Genomic DNA, 25,830 nt, shown 5'->3' with positions numbered 1-25,830 from the left:
TGTATGTGTTTTGTTTATTCTTTGGATTCAATTTCTCCCTGTATTCTCTGCGAATTAATCGTTTTAAAGTCTTTGCTGAAATCAATTCCCTGACCAGTAGAACTGTTTGCAGCATCGGTCAGTTTAAATTTTTTCTCTGTATAAAACCATTGATTTTTTTGATCAAAAAACAATTGTTCAGTTTCTAGTATCTGTCCAGCTTCAGAAGTGATTTTTACTTTTCCCTGCAAATCTATAATACTAGTCTGCTTGTAAGACACTGCATAATTAGACCTGATAAATGTTTTTTTTCCATTATTATCATAGATTGTTACATCTACGCCTTTGGGAAATTCTGTAAAAGCAAAATCGACATTGGCGTAATCAAGCATTTTTGTACTTACCAATATAGATTTTACTTTCCCGGAATCAGTGTATTTTAAATTTACATGGTCTGCATCGCCACTTGGAACAAATTCTGAATAGTCATTTTTATGAACCTCTTTAAAATTACTTTCACAACCAAAAAGAACACTTACAACAATAAACAGTGACAGAAGAGCCGAAATATTTTTATAAAAAAAACTCATAGCATTCATTTTAAACAAAGAAGAAGAACTAGACCAGCATGAATTGATTAGTCAATTCCTCTGCGTCTAAACCATTTGTCATTAAGAGAAAAGCTAATTGCAAGAGTAAAATAATTCTCCTGAATCAATCCATGAGAAGTTGTACCTCTCTGCCCATACTCTAAACCAACATTAATATTGGAATAACTTCCAATCACTGGCAGAGCCATACCAAACGTAACTGCTTTCTCATCAATTTCTTCTGAATCGATAATTGTTCCAGTTTTAGCATATTTCAACCCTCCTCTATAAACTATTTTTTGATAGTACTTTGAAAACACATTGTTTCTAGGAACATAAAACCCTCCCAAACTATAACTTGAAGATCTACCGTAAGTTACATTGCTCACTGTATTATAATCATCTGCTAATTTTCCAACATTTTGAAAAACCATTTGAGCACCTAACAACCATTTTCTGGTTTCACCTACTCCAAAACCTAAAGACATTTTTTCAGGAATTTTCAAATCGGTTCTAATTTGTTTTTCTGCTAAAGCATCATAAACAGCAACCTCATAATCAGAATTATAAGTTACCGTCGAAATAGTTTTCGTGTTTGTTGATGATAATGTAGCCTGCGGCGTGTATGTAAAACTCGTATACAAATTGGTTTTTTTATAAATTTTACGTTTATACATTGCGCCAAAATTGGCTGCAAAACCATTTAAATCTGCTTTATTTTTTTCTTCAGTTCCAATAAGCACATCCGTTAAAAATTCTAAATTTGAATTATTAATTCTTCCAAAATTATACTGTATATCACCACCCACTATTAAATCTGGAATAATTGTATATCCCAAGGAAAAAAAGGCTTTATTCAAACCTCCTGTACCTTTCAATACATTATTGACCCCTTCAGGCGCATAATTTCTTGATTCAATATTATACCCTACTGATGTATAAGGCATCAATCCAAATCCAACCCCCATTTTTCCCAAAGGCAGAGCAACTGCTAAATAATCAACGGATGTCCTTTTGGCATTATCGCTTTTAGAATCCGTTTTCAATTTGGTTGATGTGTAGTTACCTCCTATTGTAAAAGCCGTGAATCTAATGGCTGCAAAACTAGCAGGATTCAAAATATTTATATGAAGACTGTCTTGCTCGATATTAAGTCCTCCCATGGAACGATTTTCAAGATTCCCTTTAAATCTAGATTCACCAATTCCAAAAAAAGAATAAGGAGATGCAGATCCACTTTGAGCATTCGCCATCAGCGAAAAAAAGAAACATGCAATAACAATAATTTTTTTAATCATTTTTTACTTTATATTGAAAAATTTGGTTCAAACTCTCTAATAGAAAATTTGAATTGGCAAATATGGTATTTTTTAATCGTTTAGCCAAAAAAACTGCATCTCCACCCGTTAAAATTATTATAAAGTTTGGATACAATGCCTTATATTCATCTATAAAACCATCGATTTCATAGACCAATCCGTTTACAACACCAGAATGCATCGATTCTGAAGTAGATTTTCCTATAAAATGTTCTGGATTCTCGACTTCCAGTAACGGAAGTTTTGCTGTAAAGTTATGCAGCGCATTGTACCTTAACTGAAGTCCTGCCGAAATCGCGCCACCTTGATAACCATCAGATTCGTCGATAAAATCATAGGTAACACAAGTCCCTGCATCAATAACAAGACGGTTCTGATTAGGAAACTGAAGTACGGCACCCGCAGCAAGCACCATTCTGTCTACTCCTAAAGTATGTGGTGTTTTATATTGATTAGTAAAAGGAAAGGAATCATTATGAGAAACAAAATGAATCTTTACAAAACTTTCAAACTCAGAAAAAGAGTTTTTTTCTACATCTGAAACCGAAGAAACGACCAAATGAGCAATTTTTTTATACGATTTTAAAATATTTTGAATATTTTCTGCAAGCTCCGTTTTCAAAAAAACAAAACTATCCAAAACGGTATCAACCTCAAATACAGAAGCTTTAATTCTGGTATTCCCAACATCAATGGCTAGAATCATAATTTATATTTAACAATGCGAAGATACAAATTGATTTTTTTTAAAATTTATTTTGGATAAATTAAAAATGGTTCTATATTTGCACCCGCATTAGCACGGTACCTTAGCTCAGATGGTAGAGCAATGGACTGAAAATCCATGTGTCCCTGGTTCGATCCCTGGAGGTACCACAAAACCCACTAAGAAATTAGTGGGTTTTTTGTTTTTATAGCTTTTTTTAATGTTTAAAACATACAAAAAAATTTATTTACTTATAAGAAATCAAACAAACCTGTTTCTCTTCGGCAAAATATTCCTACTGACTTTAAAAACTTTAGTATAATTTTTATAATTTCATACTCAATTAGCACAATTTTGAATCTCATACATTATTTTATTTAAAAATTCTATCGCCTTTTTGATTTGGAATATTTATACAAATAGAAATTAAAACATAATGAAATCTAAAAATTCATTAACTTCATTCTATTCTGAACTATCCTTTTTAAGATCAAAAACCACTGGTCCTGTCATAGCTGTATTATATATTCTGCTTTATAAAATCAGTTTTTTGTTACCTATTGAACCCATGCGTGTCAGTCCAATATTTTTACCTGCTGGACTTGCTTTGGCGTCAATTTTAATCACAGAAAAGAGAGCGATATTCGGAATTGGAATAGGAACTCTTATCGTCAATACATTTCCGGATTTAAATATTGCAAATTTGCACAGTCCTGATTTATTAACTCATTTTATAGTTGGATCTGTAATTGCTTCAGGAAATATAAGCGCCGCGTTATTCAGTAAGTTCATAGTAACCCAAATGAGTAAAGGACGTCATCCTTTGTACAGCGGAGAAACTGTATTAATTTTACTGATTTTAGGCTCCGTTTGCTATGCTACCATTTCCTGCACGATCGCAACGGCCAGCTTAGCAATTTCAAATATTATTACTATAAATGAAATCTGGCTGACTTTTCAAACTTCGTGGCAAGGCGATATCATTGGAATTATCCTGATTACACCTTTTCTATTATCTTGGCTTTACGAAGATTCTTCAGTCCCGAAAAAAATTAATTTTTCAGAAATTTTCTTCTTTGGAACAATTACCGTCATTTTATGCAGCTATGTATTTTTCCAAGAGTATGATTTAAAATATCTCATCTTACCATTATTATTCTGGTCTGTATACCGTTTTGGAACAAAAATAACCTCACTTATCATTATTATCATAGCCACATTTGAAATTATAACAACTGCAAAAGGAATTGGTCCATTCATCAAAGAAAATGTAAATAACTCTATTTTGTTTTTAGATATATTCCTGTGTGTAATTTCAATCTGCAGTTTCTTTTTTTCAACCATTTTAACAGAACGTCAAAGAGCAAAAAATCTAAATAAATTAAGCAAAAGTAAACTTCAGAACAATGAAACTATACTTGAGGCAATTATAGAAAGCCCAAAAGATGTGAGTATATATTCTGTAGACCGAAATTATGAATATTTGAATTTCAACAATATCCATAAAAAGAATATTAAAGCGATGAATAATGTGGACATCACTATAGGAATGACTCTGCAGGAAAGCCTTAGCAACTTAGCTGAGCTTAATGATGCCATAGCTGTTTTAGATAAGGTTTTTGAAGGCGAAAGCATAACTACTATAAGAAAATTTGATTTTGACGGAAGTTATTGGGAATTTAAAACTAGCCCGATTGTAAACCAGCAGCATGAAATTATTGGTGCAACTATTATTTCGACCAATATCACTGAACAGATAAAGGCGGACGAAGCCTTAAAAAAGAGTGAGGAAAAATATCGTAATATTTTTGAAAACATTCAGGATATCATATTCCAAACCGATCTTAACGGTACTTTTTTGAATCTGAGCCCTTCTGTAAAAGATTTTTGCGGTTACACAGCCGAAGAGTTGATTGGTCAGAAAACTTATGTATTGCAACCCGAGGAAGAGAAAAATGACACTGTCATTACCCTCATAAAGGAGCAATTAATGCTGCATAATTATACACAAACAATTAAAACGAAATTGGGGGCGATAAAAACGATTTCTTTAAATGCGAAAATAATTTTTGACAAAAACGGAATTCCAGATCACGTCGATGCCATAGCACGGGATATTACCCAAATAAAGGAGAATGAAAAAGAAATCGCCTTGCAAAATCAAAAATTACAAATTCAAAATCAAGAATTAGAACAATTTGTCCATATAGCTTCGCATGACTTACATGAACCATTGCTAACCTTGAAATATTTCACTGAACAGCTCAAAAATGATTCCATTAAAGAGCTAAGTGAAGACACAATACAGTATCTAAATTTTATTTTTGAATCTTCTGATAGAATGCAAAAACTCGTCAAAGGACTATTAGACTATTCACGGATAGGAAAACAAGTAGAAATCTCAAAAGAAGATTGCAACAAAATAATAAACGAGTCCATATCATTACTGTCTGATAGTATCGAAAAATCAGAAGCAAAAATTCACATTAGCAAACTGCCTAGTATTGATGGATATTCCGTAGAATTAATCGAATTATTTAAACATTTAATAAACAACTCCATCGAGTTTAGAAAAAAAGACGTTCCTTTAGAAATTAATATAAGTGCAGAAGATGCTGATAATAATTGGCTTTTTAAAATAGAAGATAACGGAATTGGAATTGAAGAGCACAACCATGAAAAAATATTTATAATTTTCAAGCGTTTAAATAATCGTGAGGAATATTCTGGAATAGGAATAAGTCTCTCAATCTGCAAAAAAATTGTCTCCTTACATGGCGGAACTATTTGGGCAGAATCTTCATTCGGTAATGGGACATCTATATTTTTCACGATACCAAAAATCTGACACAACTCTAACAATTAATAATATCACAAGAGAATATATAATAAGTAATGAAAAAAATAAATACTGTATTACTAATCGACGACGATAAAGCAACCAATTTTATCACCAGAATGCTGATTAAAAAAGCTGATATAACTGATCATATAGAAATTACATTAAATGGGCAGGAAGCCTTAGACTATTTAACAAATTCGGGAAAATATGAAAAACCAGATAGTTCTTATCCGCAGCCAATGTTAATTTTTCTAGACATCAATATGCCTGTCATGGATGGATGGGAATTTGCAGATGCTTTTTCTAAATTGCAACCAGATCAAAAAGGAGGTGCCAAAATTATAATGTTAACAAGCTCACTAAATCCCGATGACAAAGAAAGAGCTTCAAAACTTCCTGCAATTGCAGGCTTTCAAAGCAAAATACTTACTATGGAAGGTCTAACAAGTATTTTAGACCAATATTTCTCGTAACCATAAACAATTATCATTTACTCTTTCCAACGTCACATTGGCTTATTAATTTGAAATCAGCCAGTAAGAAAAACTAGAAACATTTTGTTAAATCATTACGTTTTTTAAAAAAAAATATTCTTTTTGTTATTTGTTATATTTTTTTGTATACATTTATCACATAATCGACGAAAAAATACACTTAATCGATTATTTAAAATTAATGCAAATAGAAAATTAGCTTGATAACAAAATAAAAGTATGACCCCCATATTACTTAATCAACTACGAAGCATAATAACTTCGCCATTAATTTCAATGTTTTGTAAAAAATATGAAGAAAATGAGATGTTATTAAAAAAATCAATAGACACAAGCATTTGCACTGTACTTATTGGTCTTGATAATATAATAGAAAATCCTTCATTATATGAAAAAATTATTGAGTGTATAACTTTTACCGAATTCTATAAAACAATAGAATATGATAACGGAAAACTATCTTCGATAAATTATTCCTTCGAACGCGAAGGTTTTATTCCTTTAAACTTAATTTTTTCTACTAAGAAAGGCCGTATATCCGAAATGATATCAAATGAAGTAGGCATCAAAAGTGCAACTGCGGGGGCAGTTTTAAATTTTGCAGTAATGCTGATTTTATCACATTTTGAAAATGAAAAACAAAAAACAAAAAGTATTCTTCAAAACAATTTACATTCTGAAAAAAAAGCAATATTAAGCACTATTCCAGAAGGAATTAGAATCATACTTGGTTATCCTGATTTCGAATACGAAGACACCTCTAACTCTGATACTTCTGTTAAAACAAATTTAAAACCTTATTTTTTCAGTAAAATTTTTAAATTATAATTCAAAATCTTACTCAAAAAAGGGCAGCAATTCTAAAATTGCTGCCCTTTTTTTGAAACTACTATTTACTGTTATTCATTAATCCAAGAATCAATTTTCTTTTCCAATAAAGCTAAAGGCATTACACCAGATTCCAATGTTTTTTCATGAAACTTCTTAATATCAAATTTAGCTCCCATTTTGTCTTGCGCTCTTTTACGGAGTTCCAAGATTTTAAGCTGACCAATTTTGTATGACAAAGCCTGTCCGGGAATGGCCATATAACGTTCAATTTCAACAGTAATTCCCACTTCACTTTCGGCTTCATTCTGCATGGAATATTTAATTGCCTGCTCTCTTGTCCAGCCTTTGCTGTGCAATCCTGTATCAACCACTAAACGGACTGCCCTGTGCATTTCATTTCCTAACATACCAAAATATTGATACGGATCTTGATATAAACCTAATTCCTTGCCCAAGCTTTCAGTATATAATGCCCAGCCTTCGCCATAAGCTCCAAACCAATTGAATTTTCTAAAATCTGGTAAAGCATTATTTTCCTGCTGTAATGAAATTTGGAAATGATGTCCTGGAATGGCTTCATGCAAAAACAAATCTTCATCTCCATACACATTATATTCTTTTACATCTGGAATGGGAACATAAAAAATACCAGGACGAGAACCATCTGCTGTTCCCTGCATGTATTCAGCACTAGCCGTTTTTTCGCGGAAAGCTTCAGTTCTTCTTATTTCAAATTTTGTCTTAGGCTGTAATGAAAATAACTTGTCAACATTTGGTTTTATGACACTATAAATTCTTTCAAAATTTACAATTACTTCCTCCGGTTTTTTAAATAGTTTTAATTCCGGTTTGTTTCTTACGTATTCAAAAAATTCAAGAAGAGTTCCTTTAAATCCAACTTGGTTTTTCACTTTCTCCATTTCTGCATTTAAACGGGCTACTTCTTTTAATCCTAATTCATGGATTTCCTCTGGAGTCATTTCAGTAGTCGTCCACTGTTTTACATAAATCACATATAAATCTTTTCCAAAAGGCAGACTTCCAATTCCGCTGGTAGCTCTTGATGCTGGCAAATATTCGTTTTTAAGAAAATCTGCCATTTTTTTATATCGAGGTATCAATTTATCATTGATTACAGAAGCGTATTTAGCTGTTAAATCTTTTTTTACCTCATCAGAAAATGTGGCAGGCATCAGCTTAATTGAAGAATAAAATAAATTGTCTTCAATCTTTGGAGTTGGCATATCAGCAAACTGCGGAATTACTTTTTCTGTTAATGCTTTAGGCAAAACGATTCCTTTTTCAACTCCTTTCTTCATATATACCAAAGCCGAATCGATCCAAACGCTGTATTTGTCCATTCTTTTCAAGAAATCAGTATAATCTTTTTCTGTTTTGAAAGGCTGTGCGCTTGTACCACCAGCAAATTGCCCCATCGTTAAATGCGTACCCCAAAACTGATGAATCGGCATTAGGTTTGTAGGCTGTTCCAATAGTTTTTTCCCAACTTCAACTTCCCATTTTATGATTTCATAGCTGTTTTTCTCTTCTTCTGAAAACTGCTTTTCATCAAATGCGGCTAAACCAGTATCATATTTATTAAAGAATTCAAGCTGTTTTTTTCTATAGCTATCAGTCATCTCAAACTGCAGCTGGTCATTGTATTGGTTTTGACCGTTTTGAGTTGCTGACAAAGGATCTAATGCATTCTTGTCATCAAAATACTGTTTAGTAAATAATGCAAAATCTTGCTTTTTATCATTAGATTTACAGTTCACTAATACTATTGAAACAGCTAATAGGGTTATAAAAAATGTAATTTTCTTCATATTTGTTATACTTTTAGGAATGTAAAGCTAATTCTTATTGTAAATATTATTGTTAATTTTTTCTTAAATCCTAACCATGGTATACTCTGGAAGCGACTATCTTATTTTCTTTTACAACAAGAACTTCGGCCACAAGCATATCCTCATCAGCGTCGACTGTCCGTACATATTCCATAAAAATACGGTCTGTATTTGCAGTTAGAGAAGTCACTTTATAATGTAAACTTGGCAATCGATCAAAAGCATCTTGCCACCAGTTGCGTAAAGCCTCTTTCCCTGTTACCAAACCTTGAGTTTCGGGTCTGAGCTTTTTCAATTTCGGACTAAAATGCTCCGCTTCATCATCATAAAGAGACAACAATTGTTCTAGATTATGATTATTAAAGGCTTCAAACCATTTAAAAGCTATGGATTGTAATTTTTCTGATGTCATTTGGTTTTATGTTAAATTAAAAAATCCCTTCACAAATTAAATTTGAAAGGGATTTAAGAATAGTTTTAAAAAAAATTATACGTTTTTTAAATTGATGACTTCTTGATCTGTAAGCAGTCTCCAGTTTCCTCTTGGTAAATTTTTCTTGGTTAAACCTGCAAAAGCTACACGGTCAACTCTAAGAACATTATATTCAAAATGCTCAAATATGGCACGAACCACTTTTATGTTTGAAGATTTTAACTGAATACCTATTTCACTTTTGGATTCTCCTTCAATATAACTTATTTCATCCACAGCAACGCGGTGACCATCTAATACAAGACCTTTATTTATTTTTTCTAAATCTTCAAATTTTAAATTTTTATCTAAAGAAACTTGATAAATTTTAGTCGATTTTTGACTTGGTAAAGTAAATTTTCGAATCATATCGGTATCATTAGTAAAAACTAACAAACCTGTTGTATTCTTGTCCATTCTGCCAATAGCACCGACTTTTGCCGTTGTAGAACCTTTTATCAATTCTAAAACATTTCGGTATTCCTGACCTTCATCCAGTGCTGTGGTGAAATTTTTAGGCTTGTTCAATAAGATATATACTTTTTTCTCTGGAGTTAAAACTACTCCATCAAAATTCACTACATCTCCTGGTTTTACCATATACCCCATTTCGGTAACCGGAACTCCGTTTACCTTTACATTTCCTGATTGTATATAAATATCGGCATCGCGTCTTGAGCAGGTTCCTGAGTTTGAGATGTATTTATTCAAACGAATTTCATCTTTTACCTTAGGTCTCTTTGGCGCTTGATTAGGTTTTTTTTCTACTTTTTTAGCCTCAGCTTCGGCTACTTTGGTATTTACTTTTACTTTTTTTGGCCCCTGAGCCCTTTTTGGCATTGCAGGTTTTGGCTTATTGGAACTTGGTCTGGAACTGCTTGATCTTGCACTACCGCCTCTACTATTGCCTCCCTTATTATTCATAATATTCTATAATTTGGTGCAAAGATAGCATTTATATCATTGGGAAACGATTTTTGATAATTAGAAAACGTTAACTGCTTAATTTAATGATTTTTAAAAAAATTTCGACTAGTACTTCATGCGTCATCGATTTAATGCTAACAAAAATGCCTTATCTCTGTCTTTAGCCCCGATAGAAGTGAAAATCTCCCGATTTAGAAAAACAAGGCTTTTTTGCCGTAGTTTTACTTAATCGGGAATTGTAACGGATAGCGGGAACCCATGTTTCCTGAAAATGCCTATTTTTTATGCTCCAAAAAATTATTATCGCCTAAATTGTCATCAATACTTTTTTTCCGTGCCAAAGAACGCTCGGATTTATGAGTACAATGCAAAAAACTCCAGCTACAATAAGGAACTTCAAAACGTTGTGAAGCATTATATATTGGGCTTTTGTCCGCCATTTCCACAGGTATAACAGGAAGAAAATTAAAACGATAAAGCCGAAATAAAAGTAGATATCCATGTAACCGACATCGTAGATATTGATTAAAAAATAAACAGGAACTACTGTTAATAATGTCAATATGGTAATGGCTTTTTTTGCAGTTTCTTCTCCGTAAATTATTGGAATAGTTTTATAGTTATTGGCAAAATCACCTTGTAAATTTTCTAAATCTTTTATCATTTCTCTGATCAAGATTAATAAAAAAAGGAATGTGCCGTGGGAAAGAATAACAGCAAGTTTGCTTGTATTGCTTTCGATTTCATACAAAGGCATTTGTAAATAGTAGTACAATAGGATTCCGAAAAAAGGCAGAACGGCTAGAAACGCGGCCATTAAATTGCCAATTAGGGCGTACCTCTTGATTTTATGAGAATAAAACCATATCAAAAAAATATAAACCGAGTAAAACAAAACGGCTCTAAAAGAAACGAAAAAAGCGATTAAAGCGACAAAAAGATTAAGACTGAAATAGACCTGCAGTTTTGTTTTTTGGCTTACCAGACGATCTAATTGCGATTTATTCGGGCGGTTAATTAAATCCTTTTTGCTGTCATAAAAACTATTGATTATATAGCCGGAAGCAATCGCTAAACTGGAACAAAGCACAATAATAAAAAGCCGAAAATCCAACAATATGGACAAAGCTCTCTGCTCTGGTGCCAATATAAAAATAGCTGATAGATACTGGGCTAAGGCTATAATGGGAATATTATAACCTCTTACGACAGAGAATAAACTGATAATTTTCCAAATAAATAGTTTATGCTTTCTGCTTAACATGAAGTTTGTTTAAAATTATAACGGTGCTTATTGGTTTTTCTTACTCTAAAATATTAAAACTGATAAACAACTTCCAATTTAAAATCTTTCAATGATGCTTTTGCTTTCTCTAAATCTTCGGTAAATCCCAGAATATAACCGCCTCCGCCAGAACCGCATAATTTTAAGTAATAATCATTTGAATCGATTCCTTCCTGCCAGATTCCATGAAACTGTTCTGGAATCATTGGTTTAAAATTATTAAGAACCACCTTCGATAGTTGTTTGGTATTTTCGAATAATGACTTCATATCGCCACCAAGAAAATTTTCTACACAAGCGTCTGTATATTTTACAAATTGGTTTTTCAGCATTGTACGGAAACCTTGATCCTTGAGGTTTTCCATGAAAATATTCACCATCGGAGCGGTTTCGCCCACAATTCCTGAGTCTAATAAAAATACAGCTCTTTTTCCGTCAAGGCTTTGAGTTGGAATTCCTGTTGCTTCGATATTATCTTTCGAATTAATCAAAATTGGAATACTCAAATAACTGTTCAACGGATCAAGTCCTGAACTTTTTCCGTGGAAAAAACTCTCCATTTGCGAAAAAATTGTTTTTAGAGTCAATAACTTTTCACGAGTTAAATTCTCTAAAACGGTGATTTTATTTTGTGCATATTTGTCATAAATAGCCGCAACCAATGCTCCGCTGCTGCCTACTCCATATCCCTGTGGAATACTGGAATCAAAATACATTCCGGTTTGAACGTCATTATTTAAAGTCTCTAAATCGAATGTAACCAAATCTGGCTGTTCTTTTTGCAATTGCTCTAAATAGACAACGTAACGTTTCAAATGTCCATTTGAATCTATCGCTTCAGCAGAAGGATTAGCATCTTTCTTAAGGGCTCCGTTGTAAAAATTATAAGGGATTGACAATCCCTTTGAGTCACGAATAATTCCGTATTCTCCAAAGAGTAATATTTTTGAGTAAAATAAAGGTCCTTTCATATGGATATTTATTGTATTTTCTTAATTTTTGCTGGGTTTTGTCGGGTGTCAAACAACGACAAAACTCTTATTGCCTTAGCATTATATCTGTAATAAATTGTTGTTTGCTTAGATATCACACATCTATGCTGGAATTTATTTATTTGAGACTTTGGAAAAATTTCAGGATCTTTTTGAATTAAGTAAATTAACTTATCTAATTTTAAAATAAATTTCTCCTTAACTTTTACTGACCATTTAAATTCTAAATATTCCAATAAATCAATTAAACTTTTTTCGGCATTTTTTGAAAAGATAATTTCTCTTTTCATCTACCTGTACTTTTTCATCAAATCTTCATAAAGTACAAACTCACCTCTTTCAATCTGTCTTTCTCCTTCTTCGATTTCGTCCTTTTGTTCCTGAGTCAACTCGTCCCAAAAGTCTTTCTTTTCCGATTTGAAAATTTTCTTTATAGCTTCAATTATTGAAATATCATTGGTAGCTTCCAACTTTTTCATCAATTCTGATTTTTCAAATTGTATGTCCATGATTCTAAAATTTTATAATTTGGAAATCATTTTTTCAAAAATCGACTACATCTCCACGATTTTCATTTTGTATTCCGATGTTTATTTCTTCCTGCTGTTCGGGAGTTAACTCTTCCCAAACTTTTTTTTCTTTGTCTTCAAAAACTGCTCTTATCTTTTTCAGAATAGCATTATCATCAGTTTCTAAAACTTTCCTGATCAATTCTAATTTTTCGGCATTCAAGTCCATAATTACAATTAATTAAGAACTAAAGATACAAAAAAAAGGTTTTAGCCTAACAAAGCACCATTTCCAATTTCGTCGCAAAGGTACTGACCATTTTGGCAATAGCCAACTAATTCTGCCTGAATAAACTGCAGTACTTTTTCTTTAACGCTATTTGGATACAAAACATGCACATTGGCGCCGGCATCAAGAGTAAAACAAACTGGGATTTTAGTATCATTTCTAAATTTCCAGATTGCATTAATTATCTGCAGTGTATTTGGTTTCATCAAAATAAAATACGGCTGGGAAGTCATCATCATAGCATGCAAAGTCAAGGCTTCACTTTCAACAATTTTGATAAATTCATCTAAATCGCCATTTTTAAAAACAGGGATCAGTTTATCTAAATTTTCATGTGCCTGTGCAAAACGCCTTTCGGCAAATGGGTGATTGTGCATCAAATCGTGGCCCACTGTACTCGAAACTTGTTTTTCGCCTTTATCAACAAGCAGAATCGTATCTTGAAAATTCTTGAAAACCGGATGAATTTCATACGGATATTCCACTCCGTACAAATCGGTGCTTCCCTTTATACTTGCTTGATTTCCCCAAACTACTACTTGTCCTTTTACGCTTCGGCAGGCGCTTCCTGATCCTAATCGTGCCAAAAATGAAGCTTTACTAATAAAATAATCTTCGGTCATTTCTGGATTTAAAGCTTTCTCCAAACTCATAAAATTGATCGCCAAAGCCGCCATTCCCGATGCCGATGAAGCAATTCCGGAACTGTGCGGAAAAGTATTTTGGGTGTCAATTGTGAAATGATAATCTTTCAGAAACGGTAAATACACCTCAACTCTTTCCAAAAATTTTTGAATTTTCGGTTTGAAGTCTTCTTTTGGTTTTCCTTCAAATAATAAATCGAAAGAGAAATTGCCGTCGTTCTGTTTTTTGGTGAAAGCCAAAGCCGTAATTGTTTTACAGTTATTCAGCGTAAAACTAACGGATGGATTTGCAGGAATCTGATTCTCTTTCTTTCCCCAATATTTTACCAGAGCAATATTGCTGGGAGCGCTCCAAGAAAAATTTCCCTTATCAATAGAATTTGTATATTTTGATGGAATAAAATCGTCAGCTTCAAACATAAATAGTAATTTTCGGCAAAGATACTTTTTTTTGCAGAAACCGTTTATTGCTTTATTTGAGTAATGCTGGAAAGTTTTAAGTATTTTTGACTTCTCTAAAATCACAAGAAATGAATAAACTCACCCGAATATTATCTGTCGTTGTAACCTGTCTTGTAGTGGGCTATTTTTCTGGAATTGTAACTAAGTCAGCAATAATGGCTTGGTATCCAACTTTAATCAAACCGAGTTTCAATCCTCCTAATTGGGTGTTTGCCCCTGTGTGGAGTATGCTTTACATTATGATGGGAATTGCGGCAGGGTTAGTTTGGGACAGAATTGATTTCGAAAAAGAAGCTGTTAAAAAAGCATTACAGTTCTTCGCCATTCAATTGGCATTAAACGCATTGTGGTCGTATTTATTTTTTGGTCTAAAAAACCCAATGCTTGCTGGTCTTGAAATAGTTATTTTATGGCTGATGATTTACGAAACTTATATTCAGTTTGCCAAAATCAATAAAATATCAGGTTATTTGTTTATTCCATATTTACTTTGGGTGAGTTTTGCAACTGTTTTGAATGGAAGTATTTGGTGGCTGAATAGATAAATATTTAGTTTTTTAACTTCTGAAATTCAATGTTCTTGGCAATTAAAAAATCCATCATGCTTAGCACGTTATTATGTTCCATTATTTTTTTTGATTTAGGATCTAAATCGCAAAATTGAAGAAAAAGATCAATCTCTTCTGGTTTTAATTTTAAAGTTTCTAGATAAAATTTTTGATCGCAGGTATTTTTTGCCAATGTTTCAAACTCAATTTCTGGTAGAGCTTTATTTTTAGGACCAAATAATCTTTTAATCTTTGTCATACCATTTTCTATTGTTCCATCATACATATTGGTTCTTATTTTCGCACCTCTTTTATCAACATCTAATTCATCCAATTTAGCTTGCTCATAACTTTTATTTGCACTTAGTTTAATAGATTTCATCTGATTAACCACTACTTCATCTAACTCTTCCGGTTTCTTGTAGATGAAAATTAATAGATTATTCTGCTCAATCTGATAGGAAGTCAGTTTTATTTCTTTTAAATAATAATCTTTTGCAAAAAACACAAGACTGTCATTAGCTTTAGCTTCAATTGTAAAATCTCCTTTTTCATTTGCTAAAACGCTTTTTTTGGATGTTTTATTAATAACATACACATTTTGGATTAAGGTATTCTCCGAAGAAATGTTCCCTTTAAGAATTCCCGCTGTTTGTGAAAAAACACCGTGACAAGTAAAAAAAAAGAATACTAATGGTAATTTTATTTTCAAATTAAAAAATTTATCGGAATTAAAATATTTGCAGCTTACCAGTATGATTTAAAACACGTGAATTATTTATTTTTTTAACTCCTGAAATTCAGTGTTTTTAGCCGAAAGAAAATCCATCATGCTTAGCACGTTATTATGTTCCATTATTTTTTTTGATTTAGGATCTAAATCGCAAAATTGAAGAAAAAGTCTAATTTCTTCAGGTTTTAATTTTAGATTATCAGTAAAGAATTTTAAATCACAGGTTTGAATTGCCAATATTGTAAAATCAATTTCTGGGGAAGTTTCTTTTTCGGGTTCTTTATTTTTTACAAATAGTCCTAAAATCTTTTTACCAATTGCAAAAAAATCCATTCCGTTATCAATTGTACCATCATACACGGTACGATTATTTGCAAGATCATCTGCTTTTTTTACTTTTATTTCTTCTCTTTTTCCTTTTTCCCAAGCATCAAAAACCTTTTTATTAAATTTGGCACCTTCTATTTTGGCACCTTCTATTTTTGTAATTAGCACCTCTTCTAATTCTTCAGCCTTCTTAAACATTACAATTTGTAAATTATTTAATTTAATCTGTTCTTGAGATACTTTCAGCCTTTTTAAATTAAAATCTTTTAAGTAGAAAAGAAGACTATCATTTGCTTTGACAGCAATTACAAATTCTCCTTTTTCATTTGTCACGCTACTTTTTTGAGAAGTTTTATTTATAACATCTACATTATAAAGTAAAAAATTTTCAGATGATACGACTCCCTTGAGAAGTTGTTCCGTTTGTGAAAAACTGACCTGACATACAAATAAGCATAATGCCAAAAGTAATTTTACTCTCATATTTATCTTTAATTTTATAACTTTTTTAAGTTCTGAAATTCGCTTTTTTTGATAATTAAAAAATCCATCATACTGAGTTTGTTTGTATTCTCCTTCAGTCTTTTCGAGTTAGGATCTGCATCACAAAATTGAAGAAAAAGTTCAATTTCTTCCTCTTTCAATTTTAGATTTTCTGTAAAGAAATTTTGTTCACAAGTGTTTTTGGCCAATGTAGCAAATTCAATTTTGGGTGGAGCTTCTTTTTTTGGTTCTTTTTCTTTTGCAAATAATCCAAAAAGCATTCCGCCAATTCGCATAAAATCCATTCCATATTGAATAGTTCCATCATTAACATGAGGTATTTTTAAAGGCGTTTTTTCTAAAGCATAATCATCCAACTTGCTTTGCTCATATTTTTTGTCTCCACTTAATTTAATAGAAGGCATTTTCGTAATCACAACATCTTCCAATTCTTCAGGTTTCAAGTCCATAAAAACACATAAAGCTTTTTCTTCAAAAAGCTTTTGGTTCACGAGCAATCTTTTTAATTCATAGCTTTTAGAAACAAAAACAAGTATATCATTAGTTTTTGCAACAATAAAAAAAACACCAAACTGATCTGTTTTTGTTTGTTCTTTAGAATTAAAATTAATTACATCAACATTCTTAATGCGAAGATCTTGATTAAGAACTTTTCCATGAAGTAATTCTACATTTTGAGAAAAGCTAAATTGAGAGGCTAATAAAGATAATGTAACAAGTAATTTTACTTTCATATGTAAGATTATATTGAAAGTAAATTTATTCTAATAGGTCATAAGAAAAACTTATTATTGATGTAATTTTTTGTTAATTAAACACTAAAACAATCGATAATTTTATGTCTGATTTTATACATTTGAAAAATAAACTACTGATATGTTACAATTTAAAACTATATTTCTTTTTTTGTGGGTGGCTACAGTGTCTTACTCACAAGAAATTGTTCTAAAATACAAAGGAGAAAAACAAGAAAACATTCCGATTGTCTGCCGGCAGTTAAAATTTTTAAATGAACCCACAGTTATAAGTGAAAAAAATAGAATTTTAACCCTAAAGACAGAAACTCCAATAGCAATCAAATGTATTGACTTTAAAAAAGAAACTCCAATTTTTGCTTTGCCGAATGAAATCATTGAATTTACAATAAACGAAAAAGGATTAATTGATTATTCCTGTAAGACTAACCAATACCGCCAACTAGAGTCTCAATTTGTAAATACGTGTTTTGAAAATTATGGAAAAGCAGAAAATATTTCGAATTATAATGAATTAAAGCAGATTCGTTTATTGAACAAAATGATAAAATATTTTGACCCAGTTTACTTAAAAGAGCAAAAATCATTAGAAGATTATTACAAAAACGATAAGATTTCAAAAGAGTTTTATAATTATTTTAAAACGATGTATTGGTCATTAATTAGATATAATGAGCTTGAAAATAAAGAAATTAATCCGCTAACTTTTTCTTCAATCGAAAAAAGTTTTCAAGATGCGAATGAATTAATTATTGTTGATGAATACCGTGATTTACTGCAAAATTATGTTCTTAAGTCTTTAAAAAAAGAAGGTAAAACAATTAATCTTCATAATCAAGTTACCTTTGCATCCACAGCTATCGAAAATCAAAAAATCAAGGATTATTTACTGTATACCTTTATCAATTTCACACTAAATAGTCGGGAATCCAAAGAAAAAGCAGATCAAGCTTCGATTGACGTATTTAGAAAAAACTGTAAAGATCAAGAATATCTAAATGCCATAAATCTAGATTTGCAGCCTAAAAAAATATCATTTATTTTACAAAATATGATTGATAAATATCGAGGTCAATTAGTTTTAGTCGATTTTTGGGCTTCTTGGTGCAAACCTTGCCGTGAAGAATTTACAAGTGAAAAAAAGCTGATGGAGAAATATCCTGATGTCATTTTTCTTTTTCTCTCGGTTGATAAAAGTACCTCAGCATGGGAAAAATCGATGGCTCAATATCCTGACATTCTGAACAAAGACAACAGTTTTTTGCTTTCAAAATCAGATAATGACCAACTATTGAAAGATATAAATTTAGGTCCAATCCCTCGTTATGTCTTATTTGGAAAAAACGGCTTAATGATACACAAAGATGCGCCAAGACCATCGAGCACTGAAATAGAAACGTTAATCCAGAAACATTTGTAACAATAAAATTCACAATTATATGCAACGCTTTTTAATTTGGTTCTATTTATCATTAAACTCTTTTTTATACAGTCAAGAAATAAAAATAACTGTTGTTGATTCTCTAAATCAGTCCCCAATACAAGAGGCAATAGCCCTTAATAGTGAAGGACAATTTATTTCTAAATCTAATGAAACAGGAGTATTTTTGATAGATGCTAATCGAAATAATTTTATTTATATCGTTGCTAATGGTTACGAGCAAATTCAGATTTTGCCAACACAAAATACAGATTTAATTTGTAAATTAATCAAAAAACCAGAAATACTTCATGAGGTTATTATTGGGAATAAGCGAAAAGCGGTCAAATATGGAAATTTTAATTTACATCGCTCCATGTTTACAAACAGTCAAACCTGTAATGCAAAATTCAACTATCTTGTTTGTGCTACAAAACTAATAGTAGGCAATAATCCTCATGTTGTATCTTATAATTTTTGTATAAGTAGTGAATCTAATAATTCGCCTTTTAATTTTCAAATCTATAATGACAAGCATGGGGTACCAGATCAAGTAATATATAGTCAATACATTAAAGATTATAAAAAAGGCTGGAATCGAGTTGCTATTTCAGATACTAATTTGATGCTTGATTCAGGTACTTATTATATCGCTATGCAATGGTTACCATCTGAAGATAAATCAGATGTATGGTTTTTTGAAGCCGATGGAAAAAAATATTATTCAATAGGACAAACTTTAGTTATGAATAAAGGTGATGGCAAGCAATTTGATTCTTACATGTATAATTTTAACAAATGGGAACATTTGTATATGAAAGGAAGTAATTATGCTCATTATATTGAAGCCTTTGAAAATTGACGCCTTAAAACCCAGCCTGATAATCTAAACGGCATTCGCCACAATAAACCCGCTAGTCCAAGCATTTTGGAAATTAAATCCGCCCGTAATCGCATCAATATTTACAATTTCGCCAGCAAAATAAAGGTTCTCGTGAAGTTTGCTTTCCATCGTTTTGAAATTGATTTCCTTTAAATCGATTCCGCCAGCGGTTACGAATTCTTCTTTAAACGTGCTTTTGCCATTTACCTGAAAAGTACCATTCGTCAATTGATTTACTAAATTCTGCAATTGAACTTTGGACAAATCAGCCCATTTGGTCTCTGTGTTAATATTCGATGCCAAAACCAAACTTTCCCAAAGACGATTGGTCAAGCCAAAAACTGACTTTTTGGAAACCGCTTTTTTGGCGTGTTCCTGTTTTGTGGTTTTTAAAATCTTCTCGGCATCTTCGGCGTCAAGATCATTTAGCCAATTCACGTAAATAGTAAACTGATAATTTTTATCGAATAAAATCCGAGCTCCCCAAGCTGATAACTTCAAAATTGCCGGACCGCTCATTCCCCAATGGGTGATTAACAATGGCCCAGTCGAAGTTAATTTCGTATCTTTTACTTTTACGGTAGCTAATGCAGAAACACCCGGCAGTTCTTTTATTCTCGGGTCTTTTATGTTGAAAGTAAATAACGATGGAACTGGACTCACAATCGCGTGTCCCTGTTGTTGAAGCATTTCCCAAATTTTTGGGTTGCTTCCTGTGGCAAGAACCAATTTTTCGGCAATGTAATTTTCGTTCTGTGTTTCTACTTTCCAAAAATTATCTTTTTTGAAAATGGACTGAACACTTTGTCCCGTGAAAACTTTGATTCCAAGTTTTTGGGTTGCTTTCACAAAACAATCAATTATGGTTTGCGAAGAATTCGAAACCGGAAACATTCTCCCGTCTTCTTCAATTTTGAGTTCAACCCCATGCTTTTCGAACCATTCGATTGTATCGCCTGAACAAAATTGATGAAAAGGACCTCGCAATTCTTTTTCACCACGCGGATAAAATTTGACTAATTCATTGGGTTCAAAGCATGCATGTGTCACATTGCAGCGCCCGCCTCCAGAAACACGAACTTTTCCTAACACCTCAGCTCCTCTTTCGAGAATCGCAACTTTCATTTTTGGATTTTTCTCTACAATATTTATAGCTGTAAAAAAGCCTGCAGCACCACCGCCAACAATTAGTATGTCGAAATTTTGATTCATTATTTTGTAAAAGAATTAGAGTGCAAATGTAAGCATTAAAAAAATAAACACTAATTGTCACGAATTACGACACAATTGATTTTTAAACATACTTACAACCCGCAAACTTGTCATTCCGAGGAACGAGGAATCTCCGCAAGTAATTCCGCAATCAAAATCACCAATCTTTGTCGAGCTTCTAACGGAGATTCCTCGTTCCTCGGAATGACAATATTGAGTTTATACTGACACTTCAGACATTAAGAGATTGAAACAATTACTGCTTGCTTCTTTAGATCCTATCCAAAAAATCAGTAATAATTCCATCCACACCGAAGTCTTTCATTTTTTGAATATCATCTATTTCATTGACGGTCCAAGGAAAGACAAGAATTCCTTTCTCCTGAATTTTAGTGGTATATTCATTGGTTAATAATTGAAAATCGGGGTGCAAGGCTTCGGCTTTGAGGAATCGAGCGAAAGAAATGGCTAAATCCATATCGGTTTCGGTTAAGACTCCGATTCGAACATCTTCGTTTAAAAATCGCACTTGCTGCAGGGCATTCCAATCAAAACTAGAAACTATAAAATGATCGTTGTTCCATTTTTTTTCTAAAACATAATGCTCTATCAATTGAACAACTTTTTCGGCCGTGTCCTGATTTTTTAATTCGATATTCACAAAACATCTTTTGTTAACCAAATCCAAAACCTCGTCCAATGTTGGAATCAAGTGTTTTTCATCAATTGTAAAGGATTTTAGTTCCTGTAATGTCATTTGATTTACTATTCCTTTGCCGTTTGTGGTTCGGTCTATCGTTTCATCGTGGATCACAATCAAATGACCATCGAGGCTGAGATGCACGTCCAATTCGATTCCGTTGGCATCCATTTCTATTGCTTTTTCAAAAGAAATCAAAGTGTTTTCTAGTTCATAACCTTTGGCTCCGCGGTGTCCGATCTTGAGAATTTTGTTCATATTATAATTGCTGTTATGTGCTATTTTCATCAAATGTAAACATAAAAAAACGCCTTTATTTCTAAAGACGTTTTTGATTTGGATTAATTTGGTTTATTATTTCAATTCTAAAATCAGAACCGATTTTCCTTCTATAGTAATATCGTTTTTCAAATCGATTGATTTTCCCGTAAGTACTTCGTTTCCTATTTTATAATTTAAGATACTTTCTTGAAAACGATTGGTTGAAAAAGTTTTTGCTTCTTTACTGTTATTAATCACAACCATTACCGACTTGGAATCTGTATATCTGAAATAAACGTATACATTGTTCTCTGGAATGTAATGCTTGGTTTTTCCAAAATGAACGGCATCATTCGATTTTCTCCAATTGAATAATTGAGCCGAAAAGTCAAAAAACTGCTGCTGTTCTGGCGTTCTTCCTGCTTTTGTAAAAGCATTATTTTTGTCTCCTTCCCAGCCTCCAGGGAAATCCTGACGAATGGCTGCATCTCCTTCTTTGTCTTTATTTCCCGCCATTGCAATCTCAGAACCGTAATAAATCTGAGGAATTCCGCGAACAGTTGCCAGCAAAGTCATCGCCATTTTATATTTCGAAAAATCTTTCTGATAAATTTCATTGAAACGATTAGTGTCATGATTTTCGACAAAAGTCAGGATATTATTGATATTTGGATATAAAAAGTCATTGGTGAAATTTTCATAAACATTTATCATTCCTCCGTTCCATGAATCCTTATCTTCATTAAAAACTTTGGCAAAAGCATCATTCAAAGTAAAATCCATAACAGAAGGCAGATTTGAATTATAATTTTCTATTGCCGCAATTTTACTGTCTTTCTGCCAATAGGCCATTTGAGCCTGCGAGTGCATCCACACCTCACCAACGATATTGAAATTAGGATATTCATCTGTTACTGCTTTAGTCCATTCGGCAATCCCTTTTTTATCACAATACGAATAAGTATCTACACGAAAACCATCAAGATTAGCATACTCAATCCACCAAATAGCGTTTTGTTTCAAATAAGTGTTTACCAAAGAATTAGACTGATTTAAATCAGGCATAGATTTTACAAACCAGCCATCCATACACTTTTTGGCATCAATTTGCGAAGCATTAGTGTCAAACTGTGTGGTCATTCGGTAATTTGTTTGTGTAAATTCTGGAAATTGATGCAGCCAATCTTGAGAAGGCAGATCTTTTACCATCCAATGTTCGGCTCCCCAGTGATTTGTTACATAATCCATGATGAGTTTCATGTCGCGTTTATGCAATTCTGATGAAAGCTGCACATATTCTTCATTAGTTCCAAAGCGCGGATCTATTTTATAAACATCCGATTGTCCGTAAGTGTGATATGAGTAAGCTTTGTCGTTGTCTTCACAAAGCGGTGTTGGCCAAAGTGCTGTAGCACCTAACTCTTTAATGTAATCCAAATGCTGAATCATGCCTGCAATGTCACCTCCGTGTCTCCCGCCTGGAAGTGCTCTGTTTCCTTTTTCGGTAACTGATTTGTCACTGTCATTTTTTGAATTACCATTTGCAAAACGATCGGACATGATAAGATAAATCAAATCCGAAGCATCGTAGCCTTTTCTGGAAGCTGAGTTTTCTCTTCTTTGTTTTAAACTATACTTTCTAGTGAAATTGACCTTTTTATCTTTAGAAAAAGAAAAAACAAAATCTTGAGCTGTTACACTTTTAGTATCGATTGTAACAAAAAGATAGTTGGAATTCTCTGTTTTTTTTACGTCTTTAATTACAATACTATTGGATACTGACACTTCATTTTGAGCAATATTTTTGCCATAAAACATAATCTGCAATTCTGGATTATGCATTCCTGCATACCAAAAAGGAGGTTCTACTCTATCAATTTGTGCAAAAACTGATGTAGAGATGAAAAATAATAAGATGATTACTTTCTTCATTGTGCTTATAATTTTAAAACCCTTTCGAAGCAGAACTTCAAAAGGGTTTGTTATTGATTTGATTTTAATTATTAGGCTGAACCAAAACTGCTGTTCCGTTCACAAAAACGGTTAACTCTTGAGTTCCTTCTAAAGATAATTTTGTTTCCTGATGATTTACAGAAATCTTTACAATCTGGTTTCTGAAATTAATTTTAAAGGAATATCCTCCCCATTCTTTAGGGATTTTAGGAGAGAAATGAAGTGCATCATTTTTAACTCTCATTCCGCCGAAGCCTTCAACAATACTCATCCAGGTTCCCGCCATTGATGTAATATGACAGCCTTCTTCTACCTCTTTATTATAATCGTCAAGATCTAAACGGGAAGTTCTTAAATAGAAAGCATACGCCATATCCATTTTGTCTAATAAAGCAGCCTGAATCGAGTGAACGCAAGGAGAAAGCGAACTTTCATGCACTGTAAATGATTCGTAGAAATCAAAATTACGTTCCAATTCTTCTTTAGAGAAATGATCTTCAAAGAAATAGAAACACTGCAATACATCAGCTTGTTTGATGTATGGTGAACGCAATACTCTGTCCCAAGACCATTTCTGGTTGATTGGACGTTGCGAACGGTCTAAATCTTTTACACGAACTAAATCTTTGTCCAAGAACCCATCCTGCTGCAGGTAAATACCCATTTCTTCCGATCTTGGGAAATACATATTGCCAGCAACTTTGTTCCATTCCTGCAATTCGGCATCAGAAAGTTTTACTTTTTCTATAATTCGTTTATGATCTGATGGATATTCTAAAGATACTTTTTGAATTTGTTCCGCAGCATAATCAATACACCATTTAGCAATATAATTGGTATAAAAATTATTGTTGATGTTGTTTTCGTATTCGTTAGGCCCAGTTACTCCCAAAATCATATACTGATTTTTGTTTTTGGAGAAAGAAGCTCTTTGGTGCCAAAAACGGGCAATACCAATTAAAACTTCCAATCCTTTCTCTGGAATGTAACTGTAATCTCCCGTAAAACGGTAGTAGTTGTAAATCGCAAAAGCAATCGCACCGTTTCTATGGATTTCTTCATGCGTGATTTCCCATTCATTGTGGCATTCCTCACCATTCATCGTAACCATCGGATACAATGCTGCACCATTAGTAAATCCTAAATTATCTTTAGCATTTTCAATTGCTTTATCCAATTGATTATAACGGTACGTCAATAAATTACGAGCCACCTGCTGATCTTTTGTAGCCATATAAAATGGTATGCAATATGCCTCAGTATCCCAATAAGTAGATCCTCCGTATTTTTCACCAGTGAATCCTTTTGGTCCAATATTCAAACGGGAATCTTTTCCTAAATACGTCTGATTCAATTGAAAAATATTAAATCGGATTCCCTGCTGTGCTTTTACATCGCCGTCAATAGTAATGTCTGACATTTCCCAAATTTTTGCCCAAGCATCAATCTGGTCTTGTAATAACTGATTGTAACCTTTTGCTAAAGCAGTCTTGATAACATTTTCGGCAGCCAAAATCGTGTCTTCATGGTTTAATGAAACGGTATAGCCGCCAATTTTTTGGATTCCTGATTTTTCTCCTTTTGCTACGATAACATCATAATAAAATAAGATTTTATCCGATTTTGTATCAACCGAAATCGGTGACAAATTTTGTTTTTCTCCTTTTGCAAAAATGGTATTCTGCATAAAAGTTGTTACTTTAAAATGCGTTTTGAAAGTCTGCGCCGTAACAAAAGCTTCATTTCCTGATTTTTTTACGTCCAAAGGCTCCCAGAATTTTTCGTCCCAGTTTGCATCTTCGTTTGTTACCCCTGCATCGATATACGGTTTGTAAATGATTTTGGCATCTTTATTTAAAGGCGTAATTTCATAATTAATCACTCCAACTTCATCTAAATCTAACGATAAAAAACGACGGACATCAACAGCTACTTCGGTACCGTTTTTAAGAGTTGCGTGAAATGAACGGTGATACCAGCCTTCTTTCATATTCAGTTCCCGACGGTAATTGGAAACTTCGGTACAGGTATTTAAATCAAAGTTTTCACCGTTGATTTCGATATCAATTCCAATCCAGTTTGGAGCGTTCAGTACTTTCGCAAAATATTTTGGGTATCCATTTTTCCACCAGCCCACTTTAGTTTTATCTGGATAATAAATTCCGGCGATATAACTTCCCTGAAAAGTTTCTCCTGTATAATTTTCTTCAAAATTGGCTCTCTGCCCCATCGCACCGTTACCGATACTAAATAAACTTTCCGAAGATTTTACTTGTTCCCTATCAAATCCTTCCTCTATGATAGACCAATTATCTGGTTTTATATAATCTTGATTCATTTTTT

General features: G+C 32.6%; 25 protein-coding genes and 1 tRNA gene. 7 read left to right on the top strand and 19 right to left on the bottom strand.

The window, feature by feature from the left end; all coding sequences use genetic code 11:
- Positions 1–14: 14 nt before the first annotated feature.
- Genes lptC through C8P67_RS15770 form a run of 3 tightly spaced genes read right to left on the bottom strand, consistent with a single transcriptional unit; the run spans position 15 to position 2,594 of the window.
- Positions 15–569 (bottom strand): LPS export ABC transporter periplasmic protein LptC, encoded by a 555-nt coding sequence (gene lptC, locus C8P67_RS15780; RefSeq protein ID WP_115814269.1) that lies wholly within the window; start codon positions 567–569, stop codon positions 15–17.
- A gap of 47 nt (positions 570–616) precedes the next feature.
- Positions 617–1,867 (bottom strand): hypothetical protein, encoded by a 1,251-nt coding sequence (locus C8P67_RS15775; protein WP_115814142.1) that lies wholly within the window; start codon positions 1,865–1,867, stop codon positions 617–619.
- Positions 1,860–2,594 (bottom strand): type III pantothenate kinase, encoded by a 735-nt coding sequence (locus C8P67_RS15770; protein ID WP_115814141.1) that lies wholly within the window; start codon positions 2,592–2,594, stop codon positions 1,860–1,862. Before C8P67_RS15770 ends, C8P67_RS15775 begins: the two co-directional genes overlap by 8 nt.
- Before the next feature lie 97 nt (positions 2,595–2,691).
- Between C8P67_RS15770 and C8P67_RS15765 the strand changes: the two genes are divergently transcribed.
- The 4 genes from C8P67_RS15765 to C8P67_RS15750 all read left to right on the top strand — a co-directional run bounded on the left by C8P67_RS15765 (position 2,692) and on the right by C8P67_RS15750 (position 6,758).
- Positions 2,692–2,764, top strand: a tRNA-Phe gene (locus C8P67_RS15765).
- A gap of 266 nt (positions 2,765–3,030) precedes the next feature.
- Positions 3,031–5,442 (top strand): MASE1 domain-containing protein, encoded by a 2,412-nt coding sequence (locus tag C8P67_RS15760; protein WP_115814140.1) that lies wholly within the window; start codon positions 3,031–3,033, stop codon positions 5,440–5,442.
- Between the two features lie 47 nt (positions 5,443–5,489).
- Complete coding sequence (locus tag C8P67_RS15755; RefSeq protein ID WP_115814139.1) at positions 5,490–5,909, top strand: response regulator; 420 nt, start codon at positions 5,490–5,492, stop codon at positions 5,907–5,909.
- A gap of 240 nt (positions 5,910–6,149) precedes the next feature.
- Positions 6,150–6,758: a hypothetical protein gene (locus tag C8P67_RS15750; RefSeq protein WP_147298245.1), complete on the top strand. Its 609-nt coding sequence runs from the start codon at positions 6,150–6,152 to the stop codon at positions 6,756–6,758.
- A gap of 71 nt (positions 6,759–6,829) precedes the next feature.
- On the opposite strand, the gene C8P67_RS15745 is transcribed toward C8P67_RS15750, so the two are convergent.
- The 9 genes from C8P67_RS15745 to C8P67_RS15705 all read right to left on the bottom strand — a co-directional run bounded on the left by C8P67_RS15745 (position 6,830) and on the right by C8P67_RS15705 (position 14,149).
- Entirely contained in the window at positions 6,830–8,590 is a 1,761-nt protein-coding gene (locus tag C8P67_RS15745; RefSeq protein WP_115814137.1) for a DUF885 domain-containing protein, read from the bottom strand.
- Positions 8,591–8,660: 70 nt separating this feature from the next.
- A complete protein-coding gene (locus tag C8P67_RS15740; RefSeq protein ID WP_115814136.1) occupies positions 8,661–9,023 on the bottom strand; it encodes a nuclear transport factor 2 family protein in 363 nt (120 codons plus the stop codon).
- A gap of 75 nt (positions 9,024–9,098) precedes the next feature.
- Positions 9,099–10,007 (bottom strand): pseudouridine synthase, encoded by a 909-nt coding sequence (locus tag C8P67_RS15735; protein ID WP_115814135.1) that lies wholly within the window; start codon positions 10,005–10,007, stop codon positions 9,099–9,101.
- A gap of 310 nt (positions 10,008–10,317) precedes the next feature.
- Positions 10,318–11,274 carry a geranylgeranylglycerol-phosphate geranylgeranyltransferase gene (locus tag C8P67_RS15730; protein WP_115814134.1) on the bottom strand — a complete coding sequence of 319 codons (957 nt, stop codon included), beginning with the start codon at positions 11,272–11,274 and terminating at the stop codon, positions 10,318–10,320.
- Positions 11,275–11,327: 53 nt separating this feature from the next.
- Positions 11,328–12,266 carry a mevalonate kinase family protein gene (locus tag C8P67_RS15725; RefSeq protein ID WP_115814133.1) on the bottom strand — a complete coding sequence of 313 codons (939 nt, stop codon included), beginning with the start codon at positions 12,264–12,266 and terminating at the stop codon, positions 11,328–11,330.
- Positions 12,267–12,274: 8 nt separating this feature from the next.
- Complete coding sequence (locus tag C8P67_RS15720; protein ID WP_115814132.1) at positions 12,275–12,577, bottom strand: type II toxin-antitoxin system RelE/ParE family toxin; 303 nt, start codon at positions 12,575–12,577, stop codon at positions 12,275–12,277.
- On the bottom strand, positions 12,578–12,796 hold the full coding sequence (locus C8P67_RS15715) for a hypothetical protein (protein WP_115814131.1): 219 nt from the start codon (positions 12,794–12,796) through the stop codon (positions 12,578–12,580).
- 34 nt (positions 12,797–12,830) lie between these two features.
- The gene (locus C8P67_RS15710) at positions 12,831–13,025 is read right to left on the bottom strand and encodes a hypothetical protein (protein ID WP_115814130.1); all 195 of its coding nucleotides are present in this window, start codon (positions 13,023–13,025) and stop codon (positions 12,831–12,833) included.
- Between the two features lie 41 nt (positions 13,026–13,066).
- Positions 13,067–14,149, bottom strand: coding sequence for a diphosphomevalonate/mevalonate 3,5-bisphosphate decarboxylase family protein (locus C8P67_RS15705; RefSeq protein WP_115814129.1), 1,083 nt, complete (start codon positions 14,147–14,149; stop codon positions 13,067–13,069).
- Positions 14,150–14,259: 110 nt separating this feature from the next.
- Between C8P67_RS15705 and C8P67_RS15700 the strand changes: the two genes are divergently transcribed.
- Positions 14,260–14,736, top strand: coding sequence for a TspO/MBR family protein (locus C8P67_RS15700; protein ID WP_115814128.1), 477 nt, complete (start codon positions 14,260–14,262; stop codon positions 14,734–14,736).
- A gap of 4 nt (positions 14,737–14,740) precedes the next feature.
- On the opposite strand, the gene C8P67_RS15695 is transcribed toward C8P67_RS15700, so the two are convergent.
- The 3 genes from C8P67_RS15695 to C8P67_RS15685 all read right to left on the bottom strand — a co-directional run bounded on the left by C8P67_RS15695 (position 14,741) and on the right by C8P67_RS15685 (position 17,037).
- The gene (locus tag C8P67_RS15695) at positions 14,741–15,451 is read right to left on the bottom strand and encodes a hypothetical protein (RefSeq protein WP_115814127.1); all 711 of its coding nucleotides are present in this window, start codon (positions 15,449–15,451) and stop codon (positions 14,741–14,743) included.
- A gap of 66 nt (positions 15,452–15,517) precedes the next feature.
- Positions 15,518–16,282 carry a hypothetical protein gene (locus C8P67_RS15690; RefSeq protein WP_115814126.1) on the bottom strand — a complete coding sequence of 255 codons (765 nt, stop codon included), beginning with the start codon at positions 16,280–16,282 and terminating at the stop codon, positions 15,518–15,520.
- Between the two features lie 14 nt (positions 16,283–16,296).
- Positions 16,297–17,037, bottom strand: coding sequence for a hypothetical protein (locus C8P67_RS15685; RefSeq protein WP_115814125.1), 741 nt, complete (start codon positions 17,035–17,037; stop codon positions 16,297–16,299).
- A 142-nt stretch (positions 17,038–17,179) separates the two neighbouring features.
- On the opposite strand from C8P67_RS15685, the gene C8P67_RS15680 reads away from it, so the two are divergent.
- Positions 17,180–18,478: a TlpA family protein disulfide reductase gene (locus C8P67_RS15680; protein ID WP_115814124.1), complete on the top strand. Its 1,299-nt coding sequence runs from the start codon at positions 17,180–17,182 to the stop codon at positions 18,476–18,478.
- A 19-nt stretch (positions 18,479–18,497) separates the two neighbouring features.
- Entirely contained in the window at positions 18,498–19,340 is an 843-nt protein-coding gene (locus C8P67_RS15675; protein WP_115814123.1) for a hypothetical protein, read from the top strand.
- A gap of 24 nt (positions 19,341–19,364) precedes the next feature.
- On the opposite strand, the gene C8P67_RS15670 is transcribed toward C8P67_RS15675, so the two are convergent.
- The 4 genes from C8P67_RS15670 to C8P67_RS15655 all read right to left on the bottom strand — a co-directional run bounded on the left by C8P67_RS15670 (position 19,365) and on the right by C8P67_RS15655 (position 25,825).
- Positions 19,365–20,573: a BaiN/RdsA family NAD(P)/FAD-dependent oxidoreductase gene (locus C8P67_RS15670; RefSeq protein WP_115814122.1), complete on the bottom strand. Its 1,209-nt coding sequence runs from the start codon at positions 20,571–20,573 to the stop codon at positions 19,365–19,367.
- 271 nt (positions 20,574–20,844) lie between these two features.
- Positions 20,845–21,531, bottom strand: a complete 687-nt coding sequence (locus C8P67_RS15665; RefSeq protein WP_115814268.1) for a glycerophosphodiester phosphodiesterase — start codon at positions 21,529–21,531, stop codon at positions 20,845–20,847.
- Positions 21,532–21,627: 96 nt separating this feature from the next.
- On the bottom strand, positions 21,628–23,466 hold the full coding sequence (locus C8P67_RS15660) for a glycoside hydrolase family 13 protein (protein WP_115814121.1): 1,839 nt from the start codon (positions 23,464–23,466) through the stop codon (positions 21,628–21,630).
- A gap of 64 nt (positions 23,467–23,530) precedes the next feature.
- Positions 23,531–25,825: a glycoside hydrolase family 65 protein gene (locus C8P67_RS15655; protein WP_115814120.1), complete on the bottom strand. Its 2,295-nt coding sequence runs from the start codon at positions 25,823–25,825 to the stop codon at positions 23,531–23,533.
- Positions 25,826–25,830 lie beyond the last annotated feature (5 nt).

It is taken from the genome of Flavobacterium aquicola (assembly GCF_003385115.1).
Classification (GTDB): domain Bacteria; phylum Bacteroidota; class Bacteroidia; order Flavobacteriales; family Flavobacteriaceae; genus Flavobacterium; species Flavobacterium aquicola.
The sequence above is the reverse complement of the archived record's forward strand: the minus strand, read 5'-3'. Positions and strand labels throughout refer to the sequence as shown.

Excerpts from the sequence above, each read along its gene's own strand:
- C8P67_RS15665 (WP_115814268.1), bottom strand. The coding sequence starts at position 21,531 with ATGAACAAAATTCTCAAGATCGGACACCGCGGAGCCAAAGGTTATGAA.
- C8P67_RS15660 (WP_115814121.1), bottom strand. The coding sequence starts at position 23,466 with ATGAAGAAAGTAATCATCTTATTATTTTTCATCTCTACATCAGTTTTT.
- C8P67_RS15715 (WP_115814131.1), bottom strand. The coding sequence starts at position 12,796 with ATGGACATACAATTTGAAAAATCAGAATTGATGAAAAAGTTGGAAGCT.
- C8P67_RS15745 (WP_115814137.1), bottom strand. The coding sequence starts at position 8,590 with ATGAAGAAAATTACATTTTTTATAACCCTATTAGCTGTTTCAATAGTA.
- C8P67_RS15720 (WP_115814132.1), bottom strand. The coding sequence starts at position 12,577 with ATGAAAAGAGAAATTATCTTTTCAAAAAATGCCGAAAAAAGTTTAATT.
- C8P67_RS15770 (WP_115814141.1), bottom strand. The coding sequence starts at position 2,594 with ATGATTCTAGCCATTGATGTTGGGAATACCAGAATTAAAGCTTCTGTA.
- C8P67_RS15755 (WP_115814139.1), top strand. The coding sequence starts at position 5,490 with ATGAAAAAAATAAATACTGTATTACTAATCGACGACGATAAAGCAACC.
- C8P67_RS15670 (WP_115814122.1), bottom strand. The coding sequence starts at position 20,573 with ATGAATCAAAATTTCGACATACTAATTGTTGGCGGTGGTGCTGCAGGC.
- C8P67_RS15735 (WP_115814135.1), bottom strand. The coding sequence starts at position 10,007 with ATGAATAATAAGGGAGGCAATAGTAGAGGCGGTAGTGCAAGATCAAGC.
- C8P67_RS15760 (WP_115814140.1), top strand. The coding sequence starts at position 3,031 with ATGAAATCTAAAAATTCATTAACTTCATTCTATTCTGAACTATCCTTT.
- C8P67_RS15680 (WP_115814124.1), top strand. The coding sequence starts at position 17,180 with ATGTTACAATTTAAAACTATATTTCTTTTTTTGTGGGTGGCTACAGTG.
- C8P67_RS15700 (WP_115814128.1), top strand. The coding sequence starts at position 14,260 with ATGAATAAACTCACCCGAATATTATCTGTCGTTGTAACCTGTCTTGTA.
- C8P67_RS15655 (WP_115814120.1), bottom strand. The coding sequence starts at position 25,825 with ATGAATCAAGATTATATAAAACCAGATAATTGGTCTATCATAGAGGAA.
- C8P67_RS15725 (WP_115814133.1), bottom strand. The coding sequence starts at position 12,266 with ATGAAAGGACCTTTATTTTACTCAAAAATATTACTCTTTGGAGAATAC.
- C8P67_RS15710 (WP_115814130.1), bottom strand. The coding sequence starts at position 13,025 with ATGGACTTGAATGCCGAAAAATTAGAATTGATCAGGAAAGTTTTAGAA.
- lptC (WP_115814269.1), bottom strand. The coding sequence starts at position 569 with ATGAGTTTTTTTTATAAAAATATTTCGGCTCTTCTGTCACTGTTTATT.
- C8P67_RS15685 (WP_115814125.1), bottom strand. The coding sequence starts at position 17,037 with ATGAAAGTAAAATTACTTGTTACATTATCTTTATTAGCCTCTCAATTT.
- C8P67_RS15775 (WP_115814142.1), bottom strand. The coding sequence starts at position 1,867 with ATGATTAAAAAAATTATTGTTATTGCATGTTTCTTTTTTTCGCTGATG.
- C8P67_RS15750 (WP_147298245.1), top strand. The coding sequence starts at position 6,150 with ATGACCCCCATATTACTTAATCAACTACGAAGCATAATAACTTCGCCA.
- C8P67_RS15690 (WP_115814126.1), bottom strand. The coding sequence starts at position 16,282 with ATGAGAGTAAAATTACTTTTGGCATTATGCTTATTTGTATGTCAGGTC.
- C8P67_RS15675 (WP_115814123.1), top strand. The coding sequence starts at position 18,498 with ATGCAACGCTTTTTAATTTGGTTCTATTTATCATTAAACTCTTTTTTA.
- C8P67_RS15730 (WP_115814134.1), bottom strand. The coding sequence starts at position 11,274 with ATGTTAAGCAGAAAGCATAAACTATTTATTTGGAAAATTATCAGTTTA.
- C8P67_RS15705 (WP_115814129.1), bottom strand. The coding sequence starts at position 14,149 with ATGTTTGAAGCTGACGATTTTATTCCATCAAAATATACAAATTCTATT.
- C8P67_RS15740 (WP_115814136.1), bottom strand. The coding sequence starts at position 9,023 with ATGACATCAGAAAAATTACAATCCATAGCTTTTAAATGGTTTGAAGCC.